Here is a 24,687-nt window from a genome sequence, read left to right as displayed (position 1 = left end):
CGATCCCGATCCCGATCAGGTCCCGAGCGCCGCGCTCCGCAGCGCCCGGGCCGCCCGCGCCGTCACCGGGTCCCCGTGACCAAAGCAGGCCACGTCCGCCTCCAGTTCGGCCAGGCGCAGGCAGGCCGCGAGGACCTGCGCGCGGTCGAGGTTGAACACCCCCGGCATCACCGTGCCGTCGACGGGGGACGCGGCGACCGTGTCACCCGTGAACAGCACGCCGTGCTGCGGGAGATGGAGCGCGATGCTGCCGTGCGTGTGCCCCGGCACGTGCACGACGTGTGCTCCGCCGCCGATGTCCAGCACCTCGCCGCCGGACACCTCGGTGACCTCCCGGGGCCGGGCGTGGTCGCCCTCGGGCAGCAGCCTCAGCGCCTGCTCGTGCAGTGGCCGCTCCCAGTCCTCGAACAACGGCTCCGGGCCCGGGACGTCGCCCCGTACGGCGGGCGCGTCCAGCCGGTGGGCCAGCACCTCGGCGCCGCTGAGCGCGGCGAACTCGGCCGCTCCGCCCGCGTGGTCCTCGTGGAAGTGGGTGAGCACGATCCGCCGCACGTCCCGGGGATGCCGGCCGAGGGCGGTCACCGCCTCGGCGATCGGGTCACCGGAGCCGGCCGGGCCGGCGTCGACCAGCGTCAGTTCGCCTCCATCGCGCCAGAGGTAGGCCTGGCCGACCGGGAAGCGCAGCAGGTGCAGCCGGGGGGACAGCTCGATGACGTCCATGGGACGACCTTAGGAAGGCCCCCGTCCGAGGACGAGGGCCTTCTGCTGCGGGCAGAGCGGTCAGTTCGCCGCGTAGTTGCGCAGGAACAGCGCCTCCGCCACCGACAGACGCTCCAGCTCCTCGGGGGAGACGCTCTCGTTCACGGCGTGGATCTGGGCCTCCGGCTCGCTCAGCCCGATGAGCAGGATCTCCGCTCGCGGGTAGAGGGCGGCCAGCGTGTTGCACAGCGGGATGGAGCCGCCCTGCCCCGCGTACTGCATCTCCTGCCCGGGGTAGGCCACCGCCATCGCGGCCGCCATGGCCTGGTACGCCGGGCTGGTGGTGTCGGCGCGGAAGGGCTGGCCCTGGCCGATCTGCTCGCAGCTGATCCGCGCGCCCCACGGCGTGTGCGCCTCCAGGTGCGCCTGGAGCAGCTTGGTCGCCTCGCCCGCGTCCACGCCCGGCGGCACCCGCAGGCTGATCAGCGCCCGGGCGCGGGCCTGCACGGACGGGGTGGCGCCGACCACGGGCGGGCAGTCGATGCCGATGACCGTGACGGCCGGCCGTGCCCAGATGCGGTCGGCGACCGTCCCGGAGCCGATCAGCTCGACGCCGTCCAGGACCTTGGCGTCCTGGCGGAACTGCTCCTCCTCGTACTGCAACCCCTCCCAGGCCGCGTCACCCGCGAGCCCCTCGACGGTCGTCGAACCGTCGTCGGCGCGCAGCGAGTCCAGCACGCGGATCAGGGCGGCCAGCGCGTCGGGCGCGGCACCGCCGAACTGGCCCGAGTGCAGATTGCCCGTGAGCGTGTCGACCTGGAGGCGCACCATGGTCATGCCGCGCAGGGTGGAGGTGACGGTCGGCAGGCCGACGCGGAAGTTGCCCGCGTCGCCGATGACGATCGTGTCCGCCTCCAGCAGGCCGGGGTGTTCCTCGGCGTACCGCTCCAGGCCGCCCGTGCCCATCTCCTCCGAGCCCTCGGCGATCACCTTCACATGGACGGGGACGCCGCCGTTCGCCTTCAGCGCGCGCAGCGCCAGCAGGTGCATGATCAGGCCGCCCTTGCAGTCGGCGGCCCCGCGCCCGTACCAGCGCCCGTCCCGCTCGGTCAGCTCGAAGGGCGGGGTCGTCCAGGCGGCCTCGTCCAGCGGCGGCTGCACGTCGTAATGGGCGTAGAGCAGAACGGTCTTCGCGCCCGCCGGGCCGGGCAGGAAGCCGTAGACCGACTGCGTTCCGTCGGGGGTGTCGAGCAGGGCCACGTCCTCGAAACCCTCGGCGGTGAGCGCGTCGGCGACCCAGCGGGCGGCGCCCTCGCTCTCGCTCCTCGGGAACTGGTCGAAGTCCGCCACCGACCGGAAGGCCACCAGTTCGGTGAGCTCCTCCTTCGCCCTGGGCATCAGCGAGGCGACGGTCTCGGCGACCGGATTCGACGACATGGGCACGCTCCTCGTGGGTGCGACGTTGTACGGATGCGTACCTCTCGGTACGCGGTGATCGTGTGGTGCGGGCGCGGCCCCGTGTAAGGGCCACCCACGTCGTCGATCCTCCCACAGCGGCCTGCGGTGACCGCCGCCGTAGGATGCGGGAGACAGCGGCAGGCGGCTTGATCGGGAGCAGTAGACCATCGTGAGCAGCGAGAACTCTTCGGCGGACGACGTGCGCCAGGTGTGGGACGTCGTCGTGGTGGGCGCGGGACCCGCGGGCGCTTCGGCCGCGTACGCGGCGGCGGTGGCGGGCAGACGCGTGCTGTTGCTGGAGAAGGCGGAGCTGCCGCGGTACAAGACGTGCGGCGGCGGCATCATCGGTCCCTCGCGCGACGCGCTGCCGCCCGGCTTCGAGCTGCCCTTCAGGGACCGGGTGCACGCGGTGACGTTCTCGCACAACGGCCGCTTCACGCGCACACGACGGTCCCGGCAGATGCTGTTCGGGCTGATCAACCGGCCCGAGTTCGACCAGCAGCTCGTCGAGCACGCGCAGAAGGCGGGCGCCGAGCTGCGCACGGGTGTCACGGTCCAGCGGGTCGAGCAGCACGGCTCGTCGGTGCCGGACCGGCGCACGGTCGCCGTGGTCCTCCAGGGCGGCGAGGTCGTGCTCGCGCGGGCCGTCGTCGGAGCGGACGGCAGTGCCAGCCGCATAGGGGCGCATGTCGGGGTCAAGCTCGGCCAGGTGGATCTCGGCCTGGAGGCGGAGATCCCGGTGCCGGAGACCGTCGCCGAGGACTGGAAGGGCCGGGTGCTCATCGACTGGGGCCCCATGCCCGGCAGTTACGGCTGGGTCTTCCCCAAGGGCGACACCCTGACGGTCGGGGTGATCTCGGCCCGGGGTGAAGGCGCCGCGACGAAGCGGTACCTGGAGGAGTTCATCGGCCGCTTGGGCCTCGCCGGCTTCGAACCGAGCATCTCCTCGGGGCACTTGACCCGATGCCGCGCCGACGATTCCCCGCTCTCGCGCGGACGGGTGCTGGTGTGCGGTGACGCGGCGGGGCTGCTGGAGCCGTGGACCCGTGAGGGCATCTCGTTCGCGCTGCGGTCCGGCCGGCTGGCGGGGGAGTGGGCGGTGCGGATCGCCGAGGCGCACGACGCGGTGGACACGCGTCGGCAGGCCCTCAACTACGCGTTCGCCGTGAAGGCCGGGCTCGGAGTGGAGATGAGTGTCGGCAAGCGGCTGCTGACGGTGTTCGAGCGCCGTCCCGGGCTGTTCCACGCGGCGTTGACGGGCTTGCGTCCGGCCTGGAAGGCGTTCAAGGAGATCACGCAGGGGGCGACGTCGCTGGGCGAGATCGTCCGCTCGCACCCGGTGGCCCAGCGGGCCCTGTCCGCGCTGGACCGCCGTCCCGCGACGGACGGCGAGGTCAGCTCGTCGGGGTGATCTCGAAGACCGGGTGGTCGGGGGCGATGCGGCGCAGCTGGTCGTCCGTGGAGTCGGGGCCGACCCCGTTGAAGAAGACCCCGACCTCCGCCTTCCAGCGCTTGAGGTAGGCGCGCAGGACCGGGGTCTTGTCGTCGTCGCTCACCTCGGCCGCGGTGAAGGTGTCCACACGCTTGCCGAGGCGCAGTTCACCGCCGCCCGCGGCGCGCATGTTGTGCGTCCACTGCACATGGCCGCGGGGGGCGACCAGGTACTGCTTGCCGTCCAGGGTCAGCAGGTTGACCGGGGTGGTGCGCCACTGGCCGCTCTTGCGGCCGCGGACGGCGAGGACGCGCGAGCCCCAGACGCTGAGGCCGCGCCGGGTCAGCCAGGCCACGAGACGGTTGAAGACGTTGACGGTGAACCAGCCGGGCTTCTGCACGTGCGTGGACATGAGGACCCCTCGTCTGCGGCGAAGCGGTGCTCTCTTTTGTGAGCACTGCTCTCGCTCTCTCCGGCATCAGTCTGCACGGGTGCGGAGTGCTCGCGCAAGAGCACTGCTCTCTTTTTTGTTCACCGCTCTCCTTTGTGTGCACTGCTCTGCTCTCATGGGAGACTGCCGGGTATGAGCACCGCACACGGCGCCCGTGCCCGGGCCAGGATCGAAGTCACCGCGGCCATCAAGGACGAGGCCCGCAGACAGCTCGCGGCGGAGGGTGCCGCGCGGCTCTCCCTGCGGGCCGTGGCCCGTGAGCTCGGTATGGTCTCCTCCGCGCTGTACCGCTACTTCCCCAGCCGTGACGATCTGCTGACCGCCCTCATCATCGACGCCTACGACTCGCTGGGCGAGAGCGCCGAGGCGGCCCACGACGCCGACGCCGGCCCCTTCGAGCGATGGATCGCGGTGTGTGAGGCGGTACGGGGCTGGGCGTTGGAGCACCCGCACGAGTACGCGCTGATCTACGGATCGCCGGTCCCCGGCTACACGGCGCCCGACACGACCGTTCCGGCCGCCGCCCGAGTGGGCCTCCTGCTCATCGGCATCGCGCGCGACGCACATCAGGGTCCGGGCGTTGCCCGGCCCGCGCTGCCGGACGGCCTGCGCCCCGAGGCCGAACGGATGGCCGCCGACTTCGCCCCCGACGTCCCGTTGGAGGTCGTGACGGCGCTCGTCGCGGCATGGGCCCAGCTGTACGGACTGGTCGGCTTCGAGGTGTTCGGCCAGTTCAACCGGATGGTGGAGGACCGGGAGGCGTTCTTCCGGCACGCGGTGGGGCAACTCGCCCGGGGGGTGGGGCTGGTGCCCGGGCCAGCGTGAGCCGCCGCACGGTGAGCCCGCGTACTTCCCGGGGAGTACCCGTGATCACCACGCCGGGGTGACGCCGCCGCGGGGGCGCGGCGTCTAGCGTGGCCGGTATGGACGAGCAGCGCGCGCGGGGCGGCCCGCCGCAGTGGTGGCGGCACGGGCCCGCGTGGTGGGACCGGTGGGAAGGGCGGGCGCCCCGGTGGCCCTGGCGATCCACCGTCCTCGTGACCGCGTTCGTGCTGGCCGGGTCGAACGTCGCCGCCCACGGACAGCAGGGCGAGCGGGCGCAGCTGGACCTCTTCGCAGGAGTGCTGCTGCTGGTGGCCGCAGGGCTGCTGCTGTGGCGCAAGCGGTATCCGGTGGCCGTGGTGTTCGGCACGGCGGCCGCCGTCACGGTCTATCTCGGGGCTGGGTATCCCTACGGGCCGGTGCTCTTCACCGTCGCCCTGGCCTGCTTCAGCGCCATCGTCGCCGGGCACCGCCGGGCGGCGTGGGCCGCGATGGGCATGCTCTGGGCCGGGCACGTCCTGGTGGCGCACTGGCTCTTCCGGTGGCTGCCGCCGTCCGGGGACCCGGCCGCCTCCTGGGGTGAGGAGATCGTCGTCGCCACCTGGGTCGTGGCGATCGCGGCGGTCTCGGAGCTGTTCCGGGTCCGACGCGAACAGTGGGTCCGCGAACGGGCCGAGCGTGCCGAGGCCGCGCGGCGGCGGGCCGACGAGGAGCGGCTGCGGATCGCGCGGGAGCTGCACGACGTCCTCGCCCACAGCATCTCCGTGATCAACGTGCAGGCCGGGGTCGGCCTCGCGCTCCTCGACACCGACCCCGAGCAGGCCCGCACGGCCCTCACCACGATCAAGGACCAGAGCAAGGAGGCGCTCGGCGAGGTGCGCCAGGTGCTCGACACCCTGCGCGCCCCCGGTGACGCGCCGCGCGCCCCCGCGCCAGGGCTCGACCGGCTGCCCGAACTGGTGGAGCAGGCCGCGAGTGCGGGCCTCGCGGTGGCCGTCGAGGGAGAGCCGCCGCGCCTCGCCCCCGGCACGGACCTCGCCGCCTTCCGGATCGTCCAGGAGGCCCTGACCAACGTCGTACGGCACTCGGGTTCGCGGCACGCTCGCGTGCACCTCGCGCACGACGGCGACGTGCTGCGGCTGCGGGTGGACGACGACGGACCCGCGACCGGTGCCGAAGCGGGAGGCAGCGGCAACGGGCTCGCCGGGATGCGGGAGCGGGCCGCCGCGCTGGGTGGCACCATCGAGGCGGGCCCCCGCCCGGACGGAGGATTCCGGGTGCTCGCCGCACTGCCGCTGACGGCATCCGCGGGCCCGCGAGCCAGACCCGCACAGGAGGACCGGTGATCCGCGTACTGCTGGCCGACGACCAGTCACTGGTGAGGGCGGGGTTCCGGGCGCTGCTCGACGCGCAGCCCGGCATCGAGGTGGCCGCGGAGGCCGCCGACGGCGAGGAGGCCGTGCGCCGGATCCGTGAACTGCGGCCCGACGTCGTCCTGATGGACATCCGCATGCCCGTCCTCGACGGCCTGGCCGCGACCCGGCAGGTCACCGGCGATCCCGGCCTGAAGGACGTCAAGGTCGTCATGCTCACCACCTTCGAGCTCGACGAGTACGTCTTCGAGGCGATCCGCTCGGGCGCCTCCGGCTTCCTGGTCAAGGACACCGAGCCGGACGAACTCCTGCGCGCCGTACGGGCGGTGGTCGCGGGCGACGCGCTGCTCTCGCCGGGCGTGACACGGCGGCTGATCTCCGAGTTCGCCTCCCGCTCCAAGGAACCGGCGGCGGCCGGCGCCCTGGGCCGGCTCACCGAGCGGGAACGGGAGGTGATGGCGCTGGTCGGGATCGGCCTGTCCAACGAGGAGATCGCCCGCCGCCTGGTCGTCAGCCCGCTCACCGCGAAGACCCACGTGAGCCGCACGATGGTGAAACTCGGCGCCCGCGACCGGGCCCAACTGGTCGTGCTCGCCTACGAGTCGGGGCTGGTGCGCCCGGGCTGGCTGGGCTGATCCGCCTTCTGGAAGCGGACCAGCACACTGACCACCCGGGCGGCGAAGAGCACCGGCGCCAGCACCAGACCCGCGCGCAGCAGCAGGCGCTCCGGCGTGTCCGGCAGGTCGAAGAGCAGCGCGGGCCCGGCCACGGCCCCGAAGACCACCGCGGCCGCGAAGGCCGCAGTGCACAGCGCGTACCCGATCTCGACGGTGATCGCGTCGCGTTCGGCCTGGGTACGCCGTCCCCCGTGACTGGTCATACGGCGAGTGAAACAGGGGGGCGCCCGGCGGGCAAGGAAACCCGCCGCGCGCACTCGGGAGGCGTTCCCCCCCTGCCCCGAGCGTGTGGCGGCTGCCGCCGACCGGCCGTCCGCAGACCCTCTAGGGGGCACCGTCGGCGCCGCCGTCCGCGGGTTTGTCGAGGACGTACGCCGTGTAGCGAGTGACGCGCCCGATGGCCCGGTGAGCCCGGACGACGGTGATGACCTCGTCCCAGTCGTGTGCGTCGAGTGTTCTGAGGCCGGGCCACCGCACACACAGGGCCTGTCGGCCGGCCCGGGTGGACGCGGCGCCGACGAACAGGGCGCAGAGTTGGGCTGCCCGGTGGAGTACGGGGGTGGTCCAGTCGAGGATCCGGCGCGTGGTGAAGCCGGCGGCGGAGGCCATCAGCGGGTACCGCTCGCACGGTTCGATGTCGTCGAAGCGCCAGGTCCCGCGTACGAGGCCGTTCGGGTCGAGGGTCCCGATCGGCTGATCGGTACGGGAAGTGACATCCACGACGACGAGCCGGCCTCCGGGGCGGAGCAGCCGGAAGCTTTCGCTCAGGAATGACCTACGGCCCTCATGGCCGAAGTGGAAGGCGGCCTCCAGACAGTGCACTCGGTCGAAGGAACCGTCCGTCAGCGCGATCCGCGCTGCCTGCCGTGGCAGAGCCGTGGCGTCGGCGACGGCGAAGCGCGCGCCGGAACGGCCGCCGAAGCGGCGACGTGCCTGCTCGATCTGCGCGGGCTGGATGTCCACCCCCAGCGCCCGGCATCCCGCGGCGCCCAACCGCGCAGTGGTGTCACCGCGACCGCATCCGGCATCCAGGACGAGCTGTCCGGGCCGGGTGTCCAGCAACGCCAGAGACCGGCGAGCCAGTCGGCGCTGAAAGGGCGCCGGCCCGGCCAGGACCACGAGCGGCAGGGTGGGCAGCGTGAAGTAGCCGATGTCGACCAGGCTGTCCCAGCCGAGGTGCCGCAGCACCCGGAAGAGCACACTGTCGTCGTTGTACGCACTCGCGAGGTCACCGCTGTCACCCATCCCGCATCCTCCGTTCCCTGGGCACACCCGCTGGGCCCACCGACCGTGTCACCGCCCCGACCTGCGCTTACACTGGTTCCATAAGGGACGTTCGTGACGTACCGGAACCACCGTGCGCTATCAGCGGATGCTCGTGCCGGCCCTCGCCCTGGTCCTCGTGACGGTGCCCGCGATCTCCGCCCGGGCACAGGGCGAGGAAGTCCCGCGCGGCCCCACGTTCGCCGCGCGCGCTCTGCAGGCGCTGATCGACGGTATCCAGTTCGGTGTGATCATCGCGATCACGTCGGTCGGGCTCTCGCTGATCTTCGGCACCATCCACTTGATCAACTTCGCGCACGGTGAGTTCGTCACGATCGGCGCCACCTTCGCGTTCTTCCTCAACGTCTCCGCTGCCGGTCCCGGCTGGCACCTGATCCCCGCCGCCCTCGCCGCGGTGGTCTTCGGCGCCCTGCTGGGCGGGGCGGTCGAGCGCGGCATCTGGCGCCCGCTGCGGGCGCGGGGCACCGGGCTGATCAACATGTTCATCGTCACCATCGGGCTCTCGCTGCTGCTGCGCCACGTCGTCCTCGTGCTGTACGGAACCCGGCCCGCCTCCTACGCCCAGTACGACATCCAGAACACGATCGGCCTCGGGTCGGCCGGCATCACCCCGCGGGACCTCACCGTCACCCTGCTCTCCGTCCTGGTGCTGCTCGGCATCGCCGCGCTCCTGCAGAAGACGCGGATCGGCACGGCCGTGCGGGCCGTCTCCGCCAACCGTGACCTCGCGGAGGCGTCGGGCATCGACGTGCAGCGGGTGGTGCTGTTCGTGTGGATGCTCGGCGGCGGACTGGCCGCGCTCGGCGGGGTCTTCTTCGGCCTGGTCGAGATCGTCACCTGGGACATGGGCTTCAAGCTCCTTCTGCTCATGTTCGCGGGGATCATCCTGGGCGGCCTCGGCTCCGCCTACGGCGCGATGGTCGGCAGCCTGGTCATCGGCGTTGTCGCCCAGATGTCCACCCTGTGGTTCCCGGTCGACCTGCAGTACGCCTGGGCGCTGCTCGTGCTCATCCTCGTCCTCCTCGTCCGGCCGCAGGGCATCCTCGGCCGGGCCGAACGCGTCGGGTGAGGGGTGCGCCATGGACTTCTCGGCCATCGTCTCCGACGCCCTGCGCTCGGGAATCGGCCCCATCGCCGCCGTCTACGCCCTCGCCGCGATGGGGCTGAACCTGCACTTCGGTTACACGGGGCTGCTCAACTTCGGCCAGGTCGGTTTCATGCTGGTCGGCGGCTACGGGCTCGCCATCACCGTGTCGACGTACGACGGACCGATGTGGCTCGGCGTCCTGGGGGGAATCGCCTGCGCGATCGTGCTGGCCCTGCTCCTGGGCCTGCCCACCCTGCGGCTGCGCGCCGACTACCTCGCGATCACGACGATCGCGGCGGGGGAGACGCTACGGCTGTTCTACCGCTCCAGCTGGGCCGAACCGGTCACCGGTGGGGTGTTCGGGCTGCAGAGGTTCGCGAACGACTTCTACGACCTCAGCCCCATCGAGCCGGGCACCTACGGCGTGTGGCTCGTGAGGTTCAGCTCCCGCGACCTCTGGGTGATGATCGTCGGATGGGCGCTGGTGCTCGTGGTCGGCGGTCTGCTCGCCCTGCTGATCCACAGCCCGTGGGGCCGTGTCATCCGGTCGATCCGTGATGACGAGGTCGCCGCGCGCAGCCTCGGCAAGAACGTCTACGCGTACAAGATGCAGAGCCTCGTGCTCGGCGGCGTCATCGGGGCGGTCGCGGGCATGATGCAGGCGATCCAGGTGCAGTCCGTGAACCCGGACAACTACGACCCGGGCGTCACGTTCTTCCTGTACACGCTGCTCGTGCTGGGAGGCGCCGGGCGGATCCTCGGGCCCGTCGTCGGCTCGATCCTGTTCTGGTTCGTCCTCAGCTTCCTCGACAGCGCGCTCCGCCAGGCCATCGACGCCGAGTACATCTCGCCGGACCTCATCAGCACGTCGGAGGTCGGCGCGGTGCGCTTCGCCCTGGTCGGGGTCGCCCTGATCCTGCTGGTCGCGTTCCGGCCGCAGGGCATCCTCGGCAGCCGGAAGGAGATGCTGCTCAGTGGCCACTGACCCTGTCGTGCCCCACCCGGGCCGGCTCTCCGCGATCGATCCCGAGCCGGGGGTGCGCAAGCCCGATCCCCTGCTGGTGCTGGACCAGGTGACCCGCACCTTCGGCGGCCTCGTCGCCGTGCGGGTCGAGCACCTGGAGGTGCAGCGCGGCGCCATCACGGCGCTCATCGGGCCCAACGGCGCCGGCAAGACCACGTTGTTCAACGTCGTGAGCGGGTTCGACCGGGCCGACGGCGGCCGGTGGTCGTTCGACGGACAGCCGCTCACCGGCGCCCCCGCGCACCGGGTGGCGCGGCGCGGAATGGTCCGAACGTTCCAGCTCTCCAGGGCGCTCGCCCGGCTCACCGTGCTGGAGAACCTGCTGCTCGCCGCGCCCGGGCAACGCGGCGAGCGGGTGCTGCCCGCGCTGCTGCGACCGCTGTGGCGCGGGCAGGAGCGGGAGTCCGAGCGCCGGGCCGACGAACTGCTGGAGCGGTTCCGGCTCGGGCCCCTGCGCGACGACCACGCCGGCACGCTCTCCGGCGGCCAGCGCAAACTGCTGGAACTGGCCCGCGCGCTGATGACCCGGCCGGTCATGCTCCTGCTCGACGAGCCGATGGCCGGGGTGAACCCCGCGCTGACCCAGGCGCTGCTCGGACACATCACGCGGTTGCGCGACGAGGGGCTGACGGTGTGCTTCGTCGAGCACGACATGGACGTGGTGATGGGCATCAGCGACTGGGTGGCCGTCATGGCCGACGGCCGCCTGGTGGCCGAGGGCCCGCCGCACACGATCGGCCGGAACGCCGCCGTCGTGGACGCTTACCTGGGCAAGCGGCACGACGAGCCGGAGGCGACCGAGGAGAAGGGGAAAGGGAAGGAGGAGTAGCGATGTCCGCCGAGGAGCAGGCACCGGTGCTGGCGGCCGACGACCTCGTCGCCGGTTACGTCCCCGGTGTCGACGTGCTGCGCGGATGCAGCATCGAGGTGCGGCCGGGCGAGGTGGTCGGTGTGATCGGCCCCAACGGCGCCGGCAAGTCGACGCTGGTCAAGGCCGTCTTCGGGCTGCTGCGGGTGCGCGGCGGGACCGTGCGGCTGCGCGGCGAGGACGTGACCGGCCGGCCCGCGCACGAGTTGGTCCGGCGGGGCGTGGGTTACGTACCGCAACTGCAGAACGTGTTCCCGACGCTGACCGTCGAGGAGAACCTGCTGATGGGTGTGTATCTGCGGCCCAGGGACCACGCGCGGCGGGTCGCGGCGGTCGAGGAGCTCTTCCCCGTGCTGGCCGACCGCCGCAAGCAGAAGGCCGGCGCGATGTCCGGCGGCGAACGCCAGATGCTGGCGATGGCCCGCGCCCTGATGATGGAGCCGCAGCTGCTGCTGCTCGACGAGCCGTCGGCCGGCCTGTCACCGCTCCACCAGGACCACGTCTTCGACCGGTGCAGAATGATCAACAGCGCGGGCGTCGCGGTGCTCATGGTCGAACAGAACGCCCGCAGGTGCCTCCAGCTCTGTGACCGCGGCTACGTCCTCGACCAGGGCCGCAACGCGTACACCGGCACGGGCACGGCCCTGCTGCACGACGAGAAGGTGATCGAGCTCTACCTCGGCACGCTCGCCCGCGTCCGTTGACTCCCGCTGCCGGTCCTCCCGGTCACTCCTCGGCCTTGCTGGTCTCGGTGCGCAGGGTCTGCAACTTGCCCGCGTCGTCGTAGCCGTACACCTCGATCGCCGCCTGGCCGGGTTCGCCCTTGTCGGTGAAGTCGAGCGGCCCGCTCACACCGTCGTAGTCGATGTTCCTGCCGTCGGCGAGCAATTCCTTGCAGGCGGCGAACGAGTTGCACTTCTCGCCGTCCTCGGTGATCCCGTTCATCTCCTTCACGTACTCGCCCGGGTCGTCGGACTCCGCCTTCTCGGCGGCGAGAGCGATCGTCGTCACGCAGTCGAACACCTGCGGTGCGAACTGCAGCTCCTTCAGCTTCGGCGCGAACTCCTTCAGCTCCTTCACGTACTGCTCGTTCTCCGCCGAGGCCGGCGCGGTCCCCTTCATCCCGGAGAGCCTCTCCGGCTGGCCCGGGGCGACCAGCGAGGGCAGTTCCTCGCTGCGCAGTCCGTCGGCGCCGTAGACGCCGATCCGGTCGGGCCCGAGTCCGGACTCGATCATGCCCTGCAGGATCTGGGTGCCTTCCTCGAAGGCGATCACCACGGCGGCGTCCGGCCTGGAGTTCTCCACCTGCTGGACGACCTGGTCGAAGTTGGTCGCCTTCGGGTCGTAGGTCTCGGCGAGCGTCACCGTCGCGCCGCGGTCCTCCAGCGTCTTGCGGGTGGCCTCCATCAGGCCGCGCCCGTAGTCGTCCGCCCGTGCGACCAGGGCCACCCGGTCGTGGCCGTCGTCGCGGACGACATCCGCCAGGATGGGCCCCTGCAACGCGTCGCTCGGGACGGTACGGAAATAGAAGCCGTCGTCCTCGTAGTCGGTGAAGGTGGGAGCGGTGTTCGACCCCGAACACTGCACGACGCCCGCTCCGGTCACCCGGTCGATGAACGCCAGCGACATACCGGAAGCCGCGGCGCCGACGATCGCGTCCACGCCTGCCGCGAGGACCCGGTCCGCCGACTGCGCGGCAACGGCCTCCTGGCCCGCCTCGTCACTGGAGACCACGGTCGGCACGGGCTTGCCCAGAACCCCGCCGGCGTCGTTGATCTTCTGTATCGCGAACTTCAACGATTCGATCTGGGGTGGGCCGAGGTAGGCCAGCTGTCCCGTCTCCGGCAGGACGTAGCCGAACTGGAGCTCACCATCGCCCGGCTCGGCCTGGGCAGTGCCCGTCGTACCGCAGACGGCTATCACAAGAGCAGCCGCGCTTGCGAAGATCGCGGACCGCCGTATCGACGCTTTCATCTCCGCCTCCGCTCGTTACAGGCGGCGGTGGTCGACTGGCCGGCCCTCCGCCCGCCATCTGTACACGAGCGTAGAGCCCATATGGAGTCCGGAAAAGTATGAAACGTACGCTTTTTCGATTGATGGTGATGCCCGACTCTGCCCTGCGCTCCCCTCTCGGGTCACGCAGGGCGTCGGGGTCAGGCCTGGAAACGCTCCCTAGTCGCCTACGGTGACGCGCTCCGCCTCCTTCGGGGTGGACTGGGCGACAACGACGGACGGCCGCTCCCGCCGGGTCCGCAGGCCCGTGAGGGTGATCAGCAGGCCGGCGAAGGCGATGAGCGTCACCACCACGAGGCCGGGCCGGTAGCTGTCGAGCACGGCCTGCGGGGAGGGGTTGCCGCCCTCGGGCGCGTTCGCGGTCACCACCGCCGTCACCACGGCGAGGAAGATCGCGCCACCGACCTGGACCGAGGTGTTGAGCAGTCCGGAGACCATGCCCTGCTCGTGCTCGTCGACGCCGTTGGTGGCCTGGACGTTGAGGGACGGGAAGGTCAGCGCGAAGCCGGAGCCGACCAGCAGCATCGTCGGCAGGATCACCGCCGCGTACACCGGGTCGAGGTCGACGCGCAGGAACAGCACGTACCCGGTGACCATCAGCGCGAAGCCGAGCACCATCAGCCGGGCCGTGCCGAACCGGTCGATGACGGCTCCGACCTTCGTCGCGGACAGCGCCACCAGCGCGCCCGCCGGCAGGAAGGCCAGGGCCGTGTGCAGCGCGGACCAGCCGAGCAGCTGCTGCATGTACAGGGTGACCAGGAACTGGAAGCCGATGTAGCTGCCGACGAACGTCAGCGCGCCCAGCTGGGCCCGCACCTGCGGCCCCGAGCGCAGCACACCCAGCCGGATCAACGGACTGGGGCTGCGCCGCTCGACGGCGACGAAGGCGGCCAGGAGCACGGCCACCGCGGCGAAGGACAGGATCGTCCGGGCCGCCCCCCAGCCCACCTCGGGTGCCTCGACGACGGTGAAGACGAGCAGCAGCATCGAGGCGGTGCCGAGCACGGCGCCGGGGACGTCGTAGCCGCCCTTACCGCGTTCGCGCTCGGTGCGCGGCAGCAGCTTCAGGCCCACGAGCAGGGCGATCAGCGCGATCGGGGCGGGCAGGAGCATGGTGAGCCGCCAGCTGGCCTCCGTGAGCAGCCCGGAGAAGACCAGGCCCATCGAGTAGCCGGTGGCGCCGCAGGTGGTGTAGATGGCCAGGGCGCGGTTGCGCAGCGGCCCTTCGGGAAACGTCGTGGTGATGATCGACAGGCCGGCGGGGGCCGTGAAGGCCGCGCTCAGACCCTTGATGAAGCGGCTGGCGATGAGCAGCGGCCCCGAGTCGACGAGCCCGCCGAGCAGCGACGCGAGCGCGAAGACACCCAGGGCCACCAGGAACACCTGACGCCGGCCCAGCAGGTCGGCGGCGCGTCCGCCGAGGAGCAGCAGACCGCCGTAGCCCAGGATGTAGCCGCTGACGATCCATTGCAGCGCCGATGTCGACAGGCCGAGGTCGGCGCCGATGGACGGCAGGGCGACGCCGACCATGGACACGTCCAGGGCGTCCAGGAACATCGCGGCGCAGAGCACGAGCAGTGTGCCCCACAGCCGCGGAGTCCAACGCCCGTCGGCCGTGGGGGAGATGAGCGGAGAGGTCATGGCCGGAAGACTACATGCGCATGCATGGAATGCAAGTGCATTTAATTCAGGTGCAACAATCTCGGTTCTCTGCTACGGTGCGGCGCATGGCGGCTCAGCAGGCCGAGCAGACGCTCGTGGAACAGTGGCGGGACATTCTGGCGCTGCACGCGCGAACGCAGTGCGAACTCGACCGTGCGCTGCACGGCCACGGCCTGTGCGCCAGCGACTTCGAGGTGCTGGACGTCCTCGCCGGGTGCCGGACGCCGCACGGAGCGCCGTCCTACCGCGTGCAGGAGATCTCCGAGCGGGTCCACTTGAGCCAGAGCGCGCTGTCGCGGCTGATCGCGCGGCTGGAGAAGGAGGGGCTCGTCGAGCGCGGCATGTGCCCCGAGGACCGGCGTGGCGTGAAGGTCTGTCTCACGGCGAAGGGACGCGCGCTGCACGGCGAGGTGCTTCCCGTGCAGCGCGCGGTACTGGCGCGGACGCTCACCGACGGCTGATCCCCCGTCGGCCGGACGCTCAGATCCCCGACGTCTCCCGCCACAGCGTGGCGAGCGCCCGATCGCCCGTGACGTTCGGCAGGGGGGCGCGGTTCCACAGCGCCAGATACAACTGCTCGGCAGGGCCGGACAGTTCGCACGCGGCCTCCGCGGACGCGTCCCGCGTGGTCACGGGCGGCTCCGGCGACAGCCGTACCGTCCACACCGCGCCGGTGTCCTCGGTGCGGATCCGCAGGACGCGCGCCTCGGGGGTGCGTACCCGGCTCCGGGAGCGGGCGTGGAAGCCGCGCAGCAGTTCGTCGATGCCGTCGGTCGCGAAGTCGGGGGTGACGTGCGTCGGGCTGCCGCCGCGTGCCGACTCCGCGTCGACCCGGTGCACGGCCGTCTCGTGCGCCTGCCGCCGGGCCCAGAAGGCCAGCGGGGACGGCGCGGGCAGAAAGGCGAAGCACTCCACGTCGGGCGCGGCGCCGGCCAGCGTGCCGACGAGATGCCGGTGGCTGTCGCGGTACCAGGCCACGAGCTCCGCGCCGTCGAGGCCGGTGGGTTCGACCAGCGGGCGGCGTTCGGTGATCCCCTCCGCGACGTAGGCGGCGGCCCAGCGGTGCACCGCGCCGGTGTGCCGCAACAGGTCGCCCACCTGCCACTCGGGGCAGGTGGGCACCTTGGCGTTCGTCCCGGCCTCCTCGGCGGCCGCGGCCAGCAACCGGCCTTCCGTTTCCAGGGTCTGAAGGAACTCGGCGGTCTCCATGGCGCCGAGTCTGCCGCATGGAGCGCCCTGCGGGCCCGGAGTTTTCCGGTGGCCGTCTGCGTGGCTACGGCAGCGGCGTCCCACCCGTCGCGTTGACGATCTCGGCGGTGATGTACGACGCCTCCTGCGAGGCGAGGAAGACGTACGCCGGAGCCATTTCGGCGGGCTGCGCGGGCCGTCCGATCGGAGCCTGCTTGCCGAACGTCTGCGTGTCCGGCAGGGTCGCCGGGATCAGCGGCGTCCACACCGGGCCCGGTGCCACCGCGTTGACGCGGATGCCCTTCTCGATCAGCATCTGCGCCAGCCCCTGCGTGAACGTGACGATCGCGCCCTTCGTCGTCGCGTAGTCCAGCAGATGCGGGCTGGGCTTGTACGCCTGCACCGAGGTGGAGTTGATGACGCTGCCGCCCTCCGGGATGTGCGGCAGGGCCAGCTTGCACAGCCAGAACATGCCGTACAGGTTGGTGCGCAGCACCCGGTCGAACTGCTCGGTGGTGATCGCCTCGATGCCGTCGGGCTGGGACATCTGGTACGCCGCGTTGTTCACGAGGACGTCGATCCGGCCGAACTCCTGCACGGCGCGGTCGATCAGGGCCCGGCAGTTCTCCTCCTCGCGCACGTCGCACGCGACGGGCACGGCACGCCGGCCGGCCTCCTCGATCAGCCGGACCGTCTCGGCGGCGTCGTCCTTCTCGTCCTCCAGATGGGTGAAGAGCACGTCGGCTCCCTCACGGGCGAACGCCAGGGCGACCGCGCGACCGATCCCGGAGTCACCGCCGGTGATCACGGCCTTGCGGTCGGCCAGCCGGCCACTGCCCCGGTAGGACTCCTCACCGTGGTCCGGGGGCGGGTCCATCGGCCCCGTCCAGCCGGGGTGCGGCTGGTCCTGGGAGGGGAACTCCGGGGTCGGGTGCTGCTCGCCGGGGTGCTGCTGTTCGGTCACGGGTCTGCCTCCTTGTACCTGACGTACGGCCCGGTGATCATCACGGGCGTGGCCACGGGTACCCAGGATCACCGGGCTCCCTCATGGCAGCCTGCCCTCCTCAGCCCCCGGCCGCCCGCCGGGACGCCGCGCCCACCAGCGCCCCTACGGCCGCCGCCACCGCCGCCAGCACCGCCACACTGGTCAGTGCGGCCGGCAGGGTGAACCAGTCCGCCATGAAGCCGATCGCGGGAGGGCCGAGGAGCATGCCGCCGTAGCCCAGGGTGGAGGCCGTGGCGACGCCGCTCGGGCCGGCGAGGGCGCCCGCGCGTTCCACCGCCACGGGGAAGAGGTTCGCGAGACCGAGGCCCGTGACCGCGTAGCCGAGGAGGGCCGCCCAGAGGGAGGGGGCGAGGGAGCCGAGGAGCATGCCGGCCGCCGCCGTGGTGCCGCCGGCGACGACGGTCCGGGTCCGCCCCAGCCGTTCGAGCAGTCTCGTGCCGGTCAGTCGTCCGACCGTCATGGCGAGCGCGAAACAGGAGTAGCCGACGGCCGCGGCGCCCGCCGAGGCGTGCAGGTCCTGTTCGAGATGCAGGGCGCCCCAGTCGGCCAGCGCCCCCTCGCCGTACGCGGTGCAGCCCGCGATCAGGCCGAAGACGATCACGAGCCCCCGGGTGCGGCCGTCCAGGCGGCGCGGGGCGCCCTCCTCGGGAAGCTCCCGCTCCAAAGGTGCCGGCGACTCGTGCCGCAGGAGCGTGGGGCCCGCCGCGGCGGTCACGAGCAGGCCGGCCAGTGTGAGGAGCAGCAGGTGCCGTGTGGGGGAGAGGACCCCGGCGACCAGCCCGCCCAGACCCGCGCCGACCATGCCGCCCAGGCTGAACGCCGCGTGGAAACTCGGCATGACCGGCCGCCGCAGCGCGGCCACGAGGTCGACGGCCGCGCTGTTGAAGGCGACGTTGATCCCGCCGTACGCGGCCCCGAAGAGCAGCAGGACGAGGCCCAGCGCGAGCACCGAACGGGTCAGCGGCGGCAGGGCGACACTGAGCGAGAGCAGGACCGCGCAGACGACGGTGACCTGGTGGTTCCCGTAGCGGCGGCACAGGCGCCCGGTGAGGGTCATGGTGATGACGGCCCCGGCGGAGACGCCCAGGAGGGCGAGTCCGAGGGCCCCGGCGGAGGCACCGGTCTGGGCCTTGATGGCGGGGATGCGCACGACCCAGCCGGCGAAGACGAAGCCGTCGAGGGCGAAGAAGACGGCGAGGGCTGTGCGGAGTCGGGTCAGGGAGCTGCCGTTGCCCGGCACGTCGCTGTGCGTTCGGGGTTTGTTTATTTGCGGCACAAACTCAGGCTAGGTGGGTGCGGGGTCGAGGACAAGGTGCGACTCTTGGACGAGACGTATCCGCCGAGGGTGCGGCCGCATCCGCCGAAGGAGCGCAGGAGGGCACATGGGACGTGACGTGCCGGCCCTGGTGTTCACCCGGGAGGACCGCCGTCGGTACCGGGAGAAGATGCACACCGACCTCGAGGTGCTCGCCCGCATGCTCCACGAGTCGGGGTTCGAGAGCGAACGCCCCCAGGTCGGTCTCGAGATCGAGCTCAACCTGGTGGACGACGCCGGGCTGCCCGTGATGCGCAACACCGACGTGCTCCGGGCGATCGCCGACCCCGCCTGGTCGAGCGAGCTGGGCCGCTTCAACCTGGAGATCAACATCCCGCCCCGGCAGCTGACGGCCGGCGGCCCCGGCTCCTGGGAGCAGGAGATCCGCGACGCCCTGAACCACGCCGAGGACCGCGCCGCGGCGGTGGGCGCCCACCTGATCATGGTCGGCATCCTGCCGACCCTGGGCGAGTCGGACGTCAGCGAGTCCGCGCTCTCCGGCGACCCGCGCTACCGGCTGCTCAACGAGCAGATCTTCGCCGCCCGGGGCGAGGACCTGCGGATCAAGGTCGACGGCGTGGAGCGCCTGTCGACGTACGCCGACACCATCACCCCCGAGGCCGCCTGCACCAGCACCCAGTTCCATCTCCAGGTGGAGCCCAAGGAGTTCGCGCACTACTGGAACGCGGCCCAGGCCATCGCGGGCGTGCAGATCGCCCTCGCGGCGAACTCGCCCTTCCTGTTCGGCAAGGAGCTGTGGCGCGAGACCCGCATCCCCCTGTTCGAGCAGGCCACCGACACCCGCCCCGAGGAGATCAAGGCCCAGGGCGTACGGCCCCGGGTGTGGTTCGGGGAGCGCTGGATCACCAGCGTCTTCGACCTCTTCGAGGAGAACGTGCGCTACTTCCCGGCCCTGTTGCCGCTGTGCGAGGACGAGGACCCGCAGAAGGAGCTGGACAGCGGCGGTGTTCCCCAGTTGGGCGAACTGACCCTCCACAACGGCACGATCTACCGCTGGAACCGCCCCATCTACGCCGTCACCGACAGCGGGCCCCATCTGCGCATCGAGAACCGGGTGCTGCCCGCCGGCCCCACCGTGGCCGACATCATCGCCAACGGCGCCTTCTACTACGGACTGACCCGCGCCCTGGTCGAGGAGGACCGGCCGGTGTGGACGCGGATGTCCTTCTCGGTCGCCGAGGAGAACCTGCACACCGCCGCCCGCGACGGCATCGACGCCCGCCTGTACTGGCCCGGCGTGGGTGAAGTGCCGGTCACCGAACTGGTGTTGCGGCGGCTGCTGCCCCTGGCCCACCGGGGCCTGGAGCTGACCGGCATGGACGCCGAGTGGCGCGAACCCCTGCTCGGCATCATCGAGCAGCGCTGCGTCACCGCACGCAACGGCGCCCTGTGGCAGGCGGAGATGGTGCATCACCTGGAGAAGGCCGGCATCTCCGACCGGCATGAGGCGCTGCGGCAGATGACCCGGACGTACATGGACTACATGCACATGAACGCGCCCGCGCACACCTGGCCCGTGGACTGACGTCAGGCGGTCCGGCCGTGCCACAGCGCGGCCTCCGTCAGGGGCACGGGGGCGGGCACCCGGGCCGATGTCGTCAGCTCGATCCGCCGCCCCTCGGCCGCCGCCCGCAGCAGAGCGGTCATCGTCTCCAGCACGTGCAGCGCGAGTTCACCGCTCGCGCGCGGCGCCCGCTCGCCGTCGGCGGTGAGGAAGTCGAGCAGGCCGAGACCACGTGCGCCGTCCGCGTAGCCCGCCGACACGGGGAGGGCGCGCCACCGGGTGTCGCCGAGCGGGTGCAGGCGCACCTCGCCGTCGAAGCGGTTCGGGTCGGGGACCGCAAGGGTGCCGCTCTCGCCGTGGACCTCGATGGGGGCGGCCGTGGTGGCCACGCCGTCGAAGCTCGTCGTGAGCGTCGTCAGCGTCCCGTTCACGTGCTCCAGAATTCCCGAGACATGGCTGTCCACCTCGACCGGTATGCGCTCGCCCGCACGCGGGCCGGAACCTATGACGCGCTCGGAGCGCAACCTCCCTGCCGCCCCGGTCACGGCACGCACCGGCCCGAGCAGATGGACCAGGGACGAGAGGTAGTACGGCCCCATGTCCAGCAACGGCCCCCCGCCGGCCGTGTAGTAGAAGTCCGGGTGGGGATGCCAGCGTTCGTGGCCCGGGGTGACCATCACGGCCGAGGCGAACTGGGGCCGCCCGATGCTTCCCGCCTCCACGGCCGCCCGCGCGGTCTGAACTCCCGTGCCCAGGACGGTGTCCGGGGCGCAGCCCACCCCGGTGCCCGCCTTCGCGGCGGCGTCCAGGACGGCCCGGGCGTCCTCCAGGCCCGCCGCCAGCGGCTTCTCCCCGTAGACGTTCTTGCCGTGGCGGATCGCCCCGAGGGCTATCTCCGCGTGGGCGGCCGGAGTGGTGAGGTTCAGCACCGTGTCCACGTCCGGGCTGCTCAGCAGCTCCTCGACCGACAGCGCCCGGGCGCCGGGCAGTTCGGCGGCGGCCGCCGCCGACCGGGAGGCGTCGAGGTCGGCGACCGCGGTGACGCGCACACCGGGACGGCCCACGAGCGTGTCCAGGTACGCGCGGGAGATGACGCCGAGTCCTACGATCCCGACGCGGTGCGCGTCGACCACAGCATGCCCCTCTCGATGATGGTGCGGACGTGGGGGTTCTCCAGGACGTCGACGCTGTGCCCCGGGGTCGTCACCACGATCCGCCCGGCACCCCACCGGCGGGTCCAGACCGCCGGCGAGGTGACCGGCCGGTGCCAGGGCTCCCACGGCCGCACCGGATGCGTGGTGGTGGCCAGGACGTCGATGAGGTCGTCGTGGAGCACCCAGTACTGCTCGGTCTCCAGCGCGAAGTCCTCGATGCCGGCCGTGATCGGGTGCGCCCGGCCGGCATCGGTGAGGGTGATGGTATGGGGCAGGAAGTTGTCCGCCGCCTCACCCCGGCGCTCGCACGGCTCCTTGCCCGGGTGCGTGGCGAACTGGCCGCCCACCAGGTGCAGATAATCCGAGGAGGCGCGGAAGGAGTCGGCGATGCCGCCGTGCCAGCCGGTGAAGCCGGTACCGGCCACGACCGCCGAGGCCAGCCCCGCCACCTGCTCGCGCGTGATCTCCGACATCGTCACGCACTGCACGATCAGGTCCGTGCCGGCCATCTCGGCGGCATCCGCGTAGATCTCCGTCGACTCCTCGACCCGGACGGCGTATCCGTTGGTCCGGAGGAAGGGCAGGAACAGTTCCGTGGCCTCGACCGGCTGATGCCCTTCCCAGCCGCCTCGGACCACCAGGGCTCTCTTCTGCGTCATCGTGATCTCAGTGTGCGCCGGTCGCCCACGCCCGGAAAAGGGGGCCGGACCTCACGAAAGTTTCGCGCCGGCGGCCCGCGCCGAGACCATCCAGCAGGCCGCGGTGTAGCGGACTTCCGCGCCCTGCACGAAGGGGTCGAAGGCGGGCCGGACCACCTCGACGATCTCGGCCCGGGTCCGTTCGTCGGCCCCGGGCAGGACCGTGCCGAGCGGACCGAGCCGGGTGAAGTAGGTGACGAGTTCCTTCTCGGGCAGGGCGCAGACCGCGTCGACCGGCTGGATGTCGATCCCGGCCCAGCCGCTCTCCGCCAGGACGCGGTGGACCCGCTCGGGGTCCGCGAAGGCGAACTGGCCCGGCTGGTCCGGCTGCCGGGCGGGAAGCTCCGGCAGGAACGGGGCCGCGGCGCGCTCCGCCGTCGTCATGAACGGGTTCTCCTCGGGGCCCCGCCACACGACGCACCGCAGTGCGGCTCCGTCCCTCACCGTGCTCCTCAGATTGCCGAAGGCCCGCACGGGGTCGCTGAAGAACATGACGCCGAAGCGCGAGATGACGGCGTCGAAGGCGGCCGGTCCGAACGCGTGCTCCTGCGCGTCGGCCTGGATGAAGGACGCCGGTACGCCCTCCTGTTCGGCGTGCGCCCGGGCCGTCTCGATCATCGGGCCGGAGATGTCGACACCGACGCAGTGACCCACCCTGCGTGCGACGGCGCGGGTGATGCTTCCCGTGCCGCAGCCGACGTCCAGCACACTCGTTGCGTGTTCGGCGGCCACGGCGTCGACGAGCAGCTCCTCCCAGGGCCTGAACATCTCGTTCAGCAGCCCCTGGAGATCCACCCAGGCATGGCCGGCGGGCCCGTTCCAGCGGGCGGCCTGCTCGTCGTAGGACTTGTGTGAGGCATCCATCGTCGTCTCTCCCTCTGCTTGCCTTCGTCGGGACGGGATGACAGCGTTCTACTTCAAGTCGACTTGAGGTCAAGACAATGACAGACCTGGACATCTCCGAGGTGGCGCACCGCGCCGGAGTGCCCGCCTCGACCCTGCGGTTCTACGAGGAGAAGGGGCTGATCACCTCGACCGGCCGGCGCGGCCTGCGGCGTCAGTACGATCCCGGCGTCCTGGAGCGGCTGGCGCTGATAGCGCTGGGACGGACGGCCGGGTTCTCCCTCGACGAGATCGCGCAGATGTTCGCGCCGGACGGCCAGCCGCGCATCGACCGGCAGAAACTGTCGGCCAAGGCGGACGAACTGGACCGCACGATCCGCGAACTGGGCGTCCTGCGGGACTCCCTGCGGCACGCCGCCGCCTGTCCCGCACCGAGCCACCTGGAGTGCGCCACCTTCCGGCGCCTGATCGACGCGGCGGCGTCCGGCGATGTCGCCGCGCCGGGACGGCGGGTTCCCGAACGCCGCTGACGGGCCGTCGGCGCTCTTGGTCCAATCCTGGGCCGTGCTTTGCCCGATTCCCGTCGCCGCGTGCCTAGCCTCGGCTGCGAACTCCGGGAGGCCACCGTGCTGAAAACCGTGAAAGGGCAGGCAGCGGGTCTGACGAAGGACCAGCGCAACGCCTTCGTGGCGGCCTACCTCGGCTGGGCGATGGACGCGTTCGACTACTTCCTGGTCGTGCTCGTCTACAGCGAGATCGCCGACGACTTCCACGTCTCCCTCACCGACATGGCCTTCCTCACCACCGCGACCCTGGTGATGCGGCCGGCCGGCGCACTGCTCTTCGGCATGTGGGCGGACCGCAGAGGCCGCCGCGTCCCCCTCATGGTCGACGTCGTCTTCTACTCGATCGTCGGCTTCGCCTGCGCCTTCGCACCCGACTACACGGTGCTGCTGGTGCTGCGCCTGCTCTACGGCATCGGCATGGGCGGCGAATGGGGCCTGGGCGCGGCCCTGGCCATGGAGAAGATCCCCACCGAACGGCGTGGCTTCTGGTCGGGCCTGCTGCAGAGCGGCTACTCGCTGGGGTACCTCCTGGCCGCCGTGGCGTTCTTCGTCATCGAGCCGGTCTTCGGCTGGCGGGGCCTGTTCGCCTTCAGCCTGCTGCCCGCCCTGGTCGCGCTGTGGGTGCGCAGCCGGGTGGAGGAGAGCGAGGTGTGGGAGAAGAGCGTCCGACTCAACCGCACACCCGCGCACCAGGTGTTCAGGAACCCCGAGGTGCTGCGGCGCTTCGTGTACCTGGTCGCGCTGATGACCGCCTTCAACTGGATGTCGCACGGCACCCAGGACATCTACCCGACCTTCGTGAAGAAGGGCCTCGACCTGTCGGCGAACACGTCCATCGCGATCGCCGTGGTCTACAACATCGGCGCCATGATCGGCGGGGTGCTGCTCGGGGCGTACTCCGAGCGGCTGGGCCGCCGCCGGACCATCATGATCGCGGCGGCTGCGGGCCTGGTCGTCGTGCCGTTCTTCGTGCTGTCCACCACCGTCGGCTGGCTGATGCTGTCGTCCTTCCTGATGCAGGTGTGCGTGCAGGGCGCGTGGGGTGTCATCCCGGCACATCTGACCGAGATGAGCCCGGACGCCGTACGGGGCTTCTACCCGGGCGTCACCTACCAGCTCGGCAACCTGATCGCCGCGCTCAACCTGCCGATCCAGGAGGCCCTCGCCGAGCGCCACGGGTATCCGTCGGCGATGGCGTGGACCATCGTGCCCACCCTGGCCGTGGTGATCCTGCTGAGCGCGCTCGGCAAGGAGGCCAAGGGGATCCGCTTCGGGAGCGGCGGCGCGGTGGCGCCGAGTGGCGCGGCGACCGGCGCGGTGCAGTCCTGAGAGAAGGCGTCCCACCGGTCGCCGTCGCCGACCGTCACCGGCGGAATCTGCTCGCGCACCGGCCGACCACCACCGGCGGCATCTGCTCGCGCACCGGCCGACCGCACGACGGACCCGCCGCCCGGCGGGGAGCCCACCGGGCACCGGGCGCGAAAAACGTTTCACAACCGGTCGCGATATACTTCCGGCGCCCATGAAGGTCACCGTCGTGCC

At 71.6% G+C, this 24,687-nt stretch carries 25 protein-coding genes; 12 read left to right on the top strand and 13 right to left on the bottom strand.

All coding sequences use genetic code 11. From position 1 onward, the window contains the following. Positions 1-15 precede the first annotated feature (15 nt). Positions 16-720: an MBL fold metallo-hydrolase gene (locus tag ACFY9E_RS20445; RefSeq protein ID WP_390985798.1), complete on the bottom strand. Its 705-nt coding sequence runs from the start codon at positions 718-720 to the stop codon at positions 16-18. Between the two features lie 60 nt (positions 721-780). Further along, positions 781-2,136, bottom strand: coding sequence for a M20/M25/M40 family metallo-hydrolase (locus tag ACFY9E_RS20440; protein WP_390985796.1), 1,356 nt, complete (start codon positions 2,134-2,136; stop codon positions 781-783). A 190-nt stretch (positions 2,137-2,326) separates the two neighbouring features. On the opposite strand from ACFY9E_RS20440, the gene ACFY9E_RS20435 reads away from it, so the two are divergent. Further along, positions 2,327-3,568 (top strand): geranylgeranyl reductase family protein, encoded by a 1,242-nt coding sequence (locus ACFY9E_RS20435; protein ID WP_390985794.1) that lies wholly within the window; start codon positions 2,327-2,329, stop codon positions 3,566-3,568. Here ACFY9E_RS20435 and ACFY9E_RS20430 read toward each other — a convergent pair. Further along, positions 3,552-4,001 (bottom strand): nitroreductase family deazaflavin-dependent oxidoreductase, encoded by a 450-nt coding sequence (locus ACFY9E_RS20430; protein WP_390985791.1) that lies wholly within the window; start codon positions 3,999-4,001, stop codon positions 3,552-3,554. The two genes, ACFY9E_RS20435 and ACFY9E_RS20430, sit on opposite strands and share 17 nt — an antisense overlap. A 171-nt stretch (positions 4,002-4,172) precedes the next feature. On the opposite strand from ACFY9E_RS20430, the gene ACFY9E_RS20425 reads away from it, so the two are divergent. From ACFY9E_RS20425 to ACFY9E_RS20415, 3 genes are all read left to right on the top strand, one after another. Continuing rightward, the gene (locus ACFY9E_RS20425) at positions 4,173-4,865 is read left to right on the top strand and encodes a WHG domain-containing protein (protein WP_390985789.1); all 693 of its coding nucleotides are present in this window, start codon (positions 4,173-4,175) and stop codon (positions 4,863-4,865) included. A 98-nt stretch (positions 4,866-4,963) separates the two neighbouring features. Beyond that, a complete protein-coding gene (locus ACFY9E_RS20420) occupies positions 4,964-6,208 on the top strand; it encodes a histidine kinase (RefSeq protein ID WP_390985786.1) in 1,245 nt (414 codons plus the stop codon). Beyond that, on the top strand, positions 6,205-6,870 hold the full coding sequence (locus ACFY9E_RS20415) for a response regulator (RefSeq protein ID WP_390985784.1): 666 nt from the start codon (positions 6,205-6,207) through the stop codon (positions 6,868-6,870). Before ACFY9E_RS20420 ends, ACFY9E_RS20415 begins: the two co-directional genes overlap by 4 nt. Here ACFY9E_RS20415 and ACFY9E_RS20410 read toward each other — a convergent pair. Both ACFY9E_RS20410 and ACFY9E_RS20405 read right to left on the bottom strand, forming a co-directional pair. Continuing rightward, a complete protein-coding gene (locus ACFY9E_RS20410) occupies positions 6,831-7,115 on the bottom strand; it encodes a DUF6332 family protein (RefSeq protein WP_390985782.1) in 285 nt (94 codons plus the stop codon). The genes ACFY9E_RS20415 and ACFY9E_RS20410 overlap by 40 nt on opposite strands. A gap of 121 nt (positions 7,116-7,236) precedes the next feature. Further along, positions 7,237-8,157 (bottom strand): methyltransferase domain-containing protein, encoded by a 921-nt coding sequence (locus ACFY9E_RS20405; protein WP_390985779.1) that lies wholly within the window; start codon positions 8,155-8,157, stop codon positions 7,237-7,239. Positions 8,158-8,269: 112 nt separating this feature from the next. Between ACFY9E_RS20405 and ACFY9E_RS20400 the strand changes: the two genes are divergently transcribed. The 4 genes from ACFY9E_RS20400 to ACFY9E_RS20385 are packed head-to-tail and all read left to right on the top strand — an operon-like array spanning position 8,270 to position 11,879. Continuing rightward, positions 8,270-9,265, top strand: coding sequence for a branched-chain amino acid ABC transporter permease (locus ACFY9E_RS20400; RefSeq protein ID WP_390985776.1), 996 nt, complete (start codon positions 8,270-8,272; stop codon positions 9,263-9,265). Positions 9,266-9,275: 10 nt separating this feature from the next. Continuing rightward, positions 9,276-10,268 (top strand): branched-chain amino acid ABC transporter permease, encoded by a 993-nt coding sequence (locus ACFY9E_RS20395; protein WP_390985773.1) that lies wholly within the window; start codon positions 9,276-9,278, stop codon positions 10,266-10,268. Next, positions 10,258-11,136, top strand: coding sequence for an ATP-binding cassette domain-containing protein (locus ACFY9E_RS20390; protein WP_390985770.1), 879 nt, complete (start codon positions 10,258-10,260; stop codon positions 11,134-11,136). Before ACFY9E_RS20395 ends, ACFY9E_RS20390 begins: the two co-directional genes overlap by 11 nt. Before the next feature lie 2 nt (positions 11,137-11,138). Next, positions 11,139-11,879: an ATP-binding cassette domain-containing protein gene (locus ACFY9E_RS20385; protein ID WP_390985767.1), complete on the top strand. Its 741-nt coding sequence runs from the start codon at positions 11,139-11,141 to the stop codon at positions 11,877-11,879. 22 nt (positions 11,880-11,901) lie between these two features. Here ACFY9E_RS20385 and ACFY9E_RS20380 read toward each other — a convergent pair whose 3' ends face one another. Together ACFY9E_RS20380 and ACFY9E_RS20375 are read right to left on the bottom strand one after the other, a co-directional pair. Beyond that, positions 11,902-13,149 carry an ABC transporter substrate-binding protein gene (locus ACFY9E_RS20380; protein WP_390985764.1) on the bottom strand — a complete coding sequence of 416 codons (1,248 nt, stop codon included), beginning with the start codon at positions 13,147-13,149 and terminating at the stop codon, positions 11,902-11,904. 198 nt (positions 13,150-13,347) lie between these two features. Further along, positions 13,348-14,829 (bottom strand): MFS transporter, encoded by a 1,482-nt coding sequence (locus ACFY9E_RS20375; protein WP_390985761.1) that lies wholly within the window; start codon positions 14,827-14,829, stop codon positions 13,348-13,350. 86 nt (positions 14,830-14,915) lie between these two features. Here ACFY9E_RS20375 and ACFY9E_RS20370 point away from each other — a divergent pair, with 86 nt between their 5' ends. Continuing rightward, the gene (locus tag ACFY9E_RS20370; RefSeq protein WP_390985758.1) at positions 14,916-15,311 is read left to right on the top strand and encodes a MarR family transcriptional regulator; all 396 of its coding nucleotides are present in this window, start codon (positions 14,916-14,918) and stop codon (positions 15,309-15,311) included. 19 nt (positions 15,312-15,330) lie between these two features. Here the strand turns inward: ACFY9E_RS20370 and ACFY9E_RS20365 are convergent, their stop codons facing one another. The 3 genes from ACFY9E_RS20365 to ACFY9E_RS20355 all read right to left on the bottom strand — a co-directional run bounded on the left by ACFY9E_RS20365 (position 15,331) and on the right by ACFY9E_RS20355 (position 18,320). Further along, positions 15,331-16,059, bottom strand: coding sequence for a maleylpyruvate isomerase family mycothiol-dependent enzyme (locus tag ACFY9E_RS20365; protein WP_390985756.1), 729 nt, complete (start codon positions 16,057-16,059; stop codon positions 15,331-15,333). 64 nt (positions 16,060-16,123) lie between these two features. Beyond that, positions 16,124-17,002 (bottom strand): SDR family oxidoreductase, encoded by an 879-nt coding sequence (locus tag ACFY9E_RS20360; protein WP_390985754.1) that lies wholly within the window; start codon positions 17,000-17,002, stop codon positions 16,124-16,126. A 100-nt stretch (positions 17,003-17,102) separates the two neighbouring features. Then, the gene (locus tag ACFY9E_RS20355; protein ID WP_390985751.1) at positions 17,103-18,320 is read right to left on the bottom strand and encodes an MFS transporter; all 1,218 of its coding nucleotides are present in this window, start codon (positions 18,318-18,320) and stop codon (positions 17,103-17,105) included. Positions 18,321-18,426: 106 nt separating this feature from the next. Here ACFY9E_RS20355 and ACFY9E_RS20350 point away from each other — a divergent pair, with 106 nt between their 5' ends. Next, a complete protein-coding gene (locus tag ACFY9E_RS20350; RefSeq protein WP_390985748.1) occupies positions 18,427-19,905 on the top strand; it encodes a glutamate--cysteine ligase in 1,479 nt (492 codons plus the stop codon). A gap of 2 nt (positions 19,906-19,907) precedes the next feature. Here ACFY9E_RS20350 and ACFY9E_RS20345 read toward each other — a convergent pair whose 3' ends face one another. Genes ACFY9E_RS20345 through ACFY9E_RS20335 form a run of 3 tightly spaced genes read right to left on the bottom strand, consistent with a single transcriptional unit; the run spans position 19,908 to position 22,600 of the window. Further along, positions 19,908-21,017 carry a Gfo/Idh/MocA family oxidoreductase gene (locus tag ACFY9E_RS20345; protein WP_390985745.1) on the bottom strand — a complete coding sequence of 370 codons (1,110 nt, stop codon included), beginning with the start codon at positions 21,015-21,017 and terminating at the stop codon, positions 19,908-19,910. Continuing rightward, the gene (locus ACFY9E_RS20340; protein WP_390985742.1) at positions 20,987-21,697 is read right to left on the bottom strand and encodes a ThuA domain-containing protein; all 711 of its coding nucleotides are present in this window, start codon (positions 21,695-21,697) and stop codon (positions 20,987-20,989) included. Before ACFY9E_RS20340 ends, ACFY9E_RS20345 begins: the two co-directional genes overlap by 31 nt. Positions 21,698-21,748: 51 nt before the next feature. Further along, positions 21,749-22,600 carry a methyltransferase domain-containing protein gene (locus tag ACFY9E_RS20335; RefSeq protein ID WP_390985739.1) on the bottom strand — a complete coding sequence of 284 codons (852 nt, stop codon included), beginning with the start codon at positions 22,598-22,600 and terminating at the stop codon, positions 21,749-21,751. Positions 22,601-22,677: 77 nt separating this feature from the next. Here ACFY9E_RS20335 and ACFY9E_RS20330 point away from each other — a divergent pair, with 77 nt between their 5' ends. Together ACFY9E_RS20330 and ACFY9E_RS20325 are read left to right on the top strand one after the other, a co-directional pair. Beyond that, positions 22,678-23,109 carry a MerR family transcriptional regulator gene (locus tag ACFY9E_RS20330; protein WP_390985737.1) on the top strand — a complete coding sequence of 144 codons (432 nt, stop codon included), beginning with the start codon at positions 22,678-22,680 and terminating at the stop codon, positions 23,107-23,109. A gap of 96 nt (positions 23,110-23,205) precedes the next feature. Next, positions 23,206-24,474 carry an MFS transporter gene (locus ACFY9E_RS20325; protein WP_390985734.1) on the top strand — a complete coding sequence of 423 codons (1,269 nt, stop codon included), beginning with the start codon at positions 23,206-23,208 and terminating at the stop codon, positions 24,472-24,474. Positions 24,475-24,687: the final 213 nt, after the last annotated feature.

This window comes from Streptomyces sp. NPDC012466 (genome assembly GCF_042955215.1).
GTDB lineage: Bacteria > Actinomycetota > Actinomycetes > Streptomycetales > Streptomycetaceae > Streptomyces.
Note: the sequence above shows the minus strand (reverse complement) of the source record. Positions and strands in the feature narration are given on the sequence as shown.

Coding starts and splice junctions, on each gene's coding strand:
- ACFY9E_RS20445 (WP_390985798.1), bottom strand. CDS start 720: ATGGACGTCATCGAGCTGTCCCCCCGGCTGCACCTGCTGCGCTTCCCG.
- ACFY9E_RS20440 (WP_390985796.1), bottom strand. CDS start 2,136: ATGTCGTCGAATCCGGTCGCCGAGACCGTCGCCTCGCTGATGCCCAGG.
- ACFY9E_RS20430 (WP_390985791.1), bottom strand. CDS start 4,001: ATGTCCACGCACGTGCAGAAGCCCGGCTGGTTCACCGTCAACGTCTTC.
- ACFY9E_RS20425 (WP_390985789.1), top strand. CDS start 4,173: ATGAGCACCGCACACGGCGCCCGTGCCCGGGCCAGGATCGAAGTCACC.
- ACFY9E_RS20420 (WP_390985786.1), top strand. CDS start 4,964: ATGGACGAGCAGCGCGCGCGGGGCGGCCCGCCGCAGTGGTGGCGGCAC.
- ACFY9E_RS20410 (WP_390985782.1), bottom strand. CDS start 7,115: ATGACCAGTCACGGGGGACGGCGTACCCAGGCCGAACGCGACGCGATC.
- ACFY9E_RS20405 (WP_390985779.1), bottom strand. CDS start 8,157: ATGGGTGACAGCGGTGACCTCGCGAGTGCGTACAACGACGACAGTGTG.
- ACFY9E_RS20395 (WP_390985773.1), top strand. CDS start 9,276: ATGGACTTCTCGGCCATCGTCTCCGACGCCCTGCGCTCGGGAATCGGC.
- ACFY9E_RS20385 (WP_390985767.1), top strand. CDS start 11,139: ATGTCCGCCGAGGAGCAGGCACCGGTGCTGGCGGCCGACGACCTCGTC.
- ACFY9E_RS20380 (WP_390985764.1), bottom strand. CDS start 13,149: ATGAAAGCGTCGATACGGCGGTCCGCGATCTTCGCAAGCGCGGCTGCT.
- ACFY9E_RS20375 (WP_390985761.1), bottom strand. CDS start 14,829: ATGACCTCTCCGCTCATCTCCCCCACGGCCGACGGGCGTTGGACTCCG.
- ACFY9E_RS20370 (WP_390985758.1), top strand. CDS start 14,916: ATGGCGGCTCAGCAGGCCGAGCAGACGCTCGTGGAACAGTGGCGGGAC.
- ACFY9E_RS20365 (WP_390985756.1), bottom strand. CDS start 16,059: ATGGAGACCGCCGAGTTCCTTCAGACCCTGGAAACGGAAGGCCGGTTG.
- ACFY9E_RS20350 (WP_390985748.1), top strand. CDS start 18,427: ATGGGACGTGACGTGCCGGCCCTGGTGTTCACCCGGGAGGACCGCCGT.
- ACFY9E_RS20340 (WP_390985742.1), bottom strand. CDS start 21,697: ATGACGCAGAAGAGAGCCCTGGTGGTCCGAGGCGGCTGGGAAGGGCAT.
- ACFY9E_RS20335 (WP_390985739.1), bottom strand. CDS start 22,600: ATGGATGCCTCACACAAGTCCTACGACGAGCAGGCCGCCCGCTGGAAC.
- ACFY9E_RS20330 (WP_390985737.1), top strand. CDS start 22,678: ATGACAGACCTGGACATCTCCGAGGTGGCGCACCGCGCCGGAGTGCCC.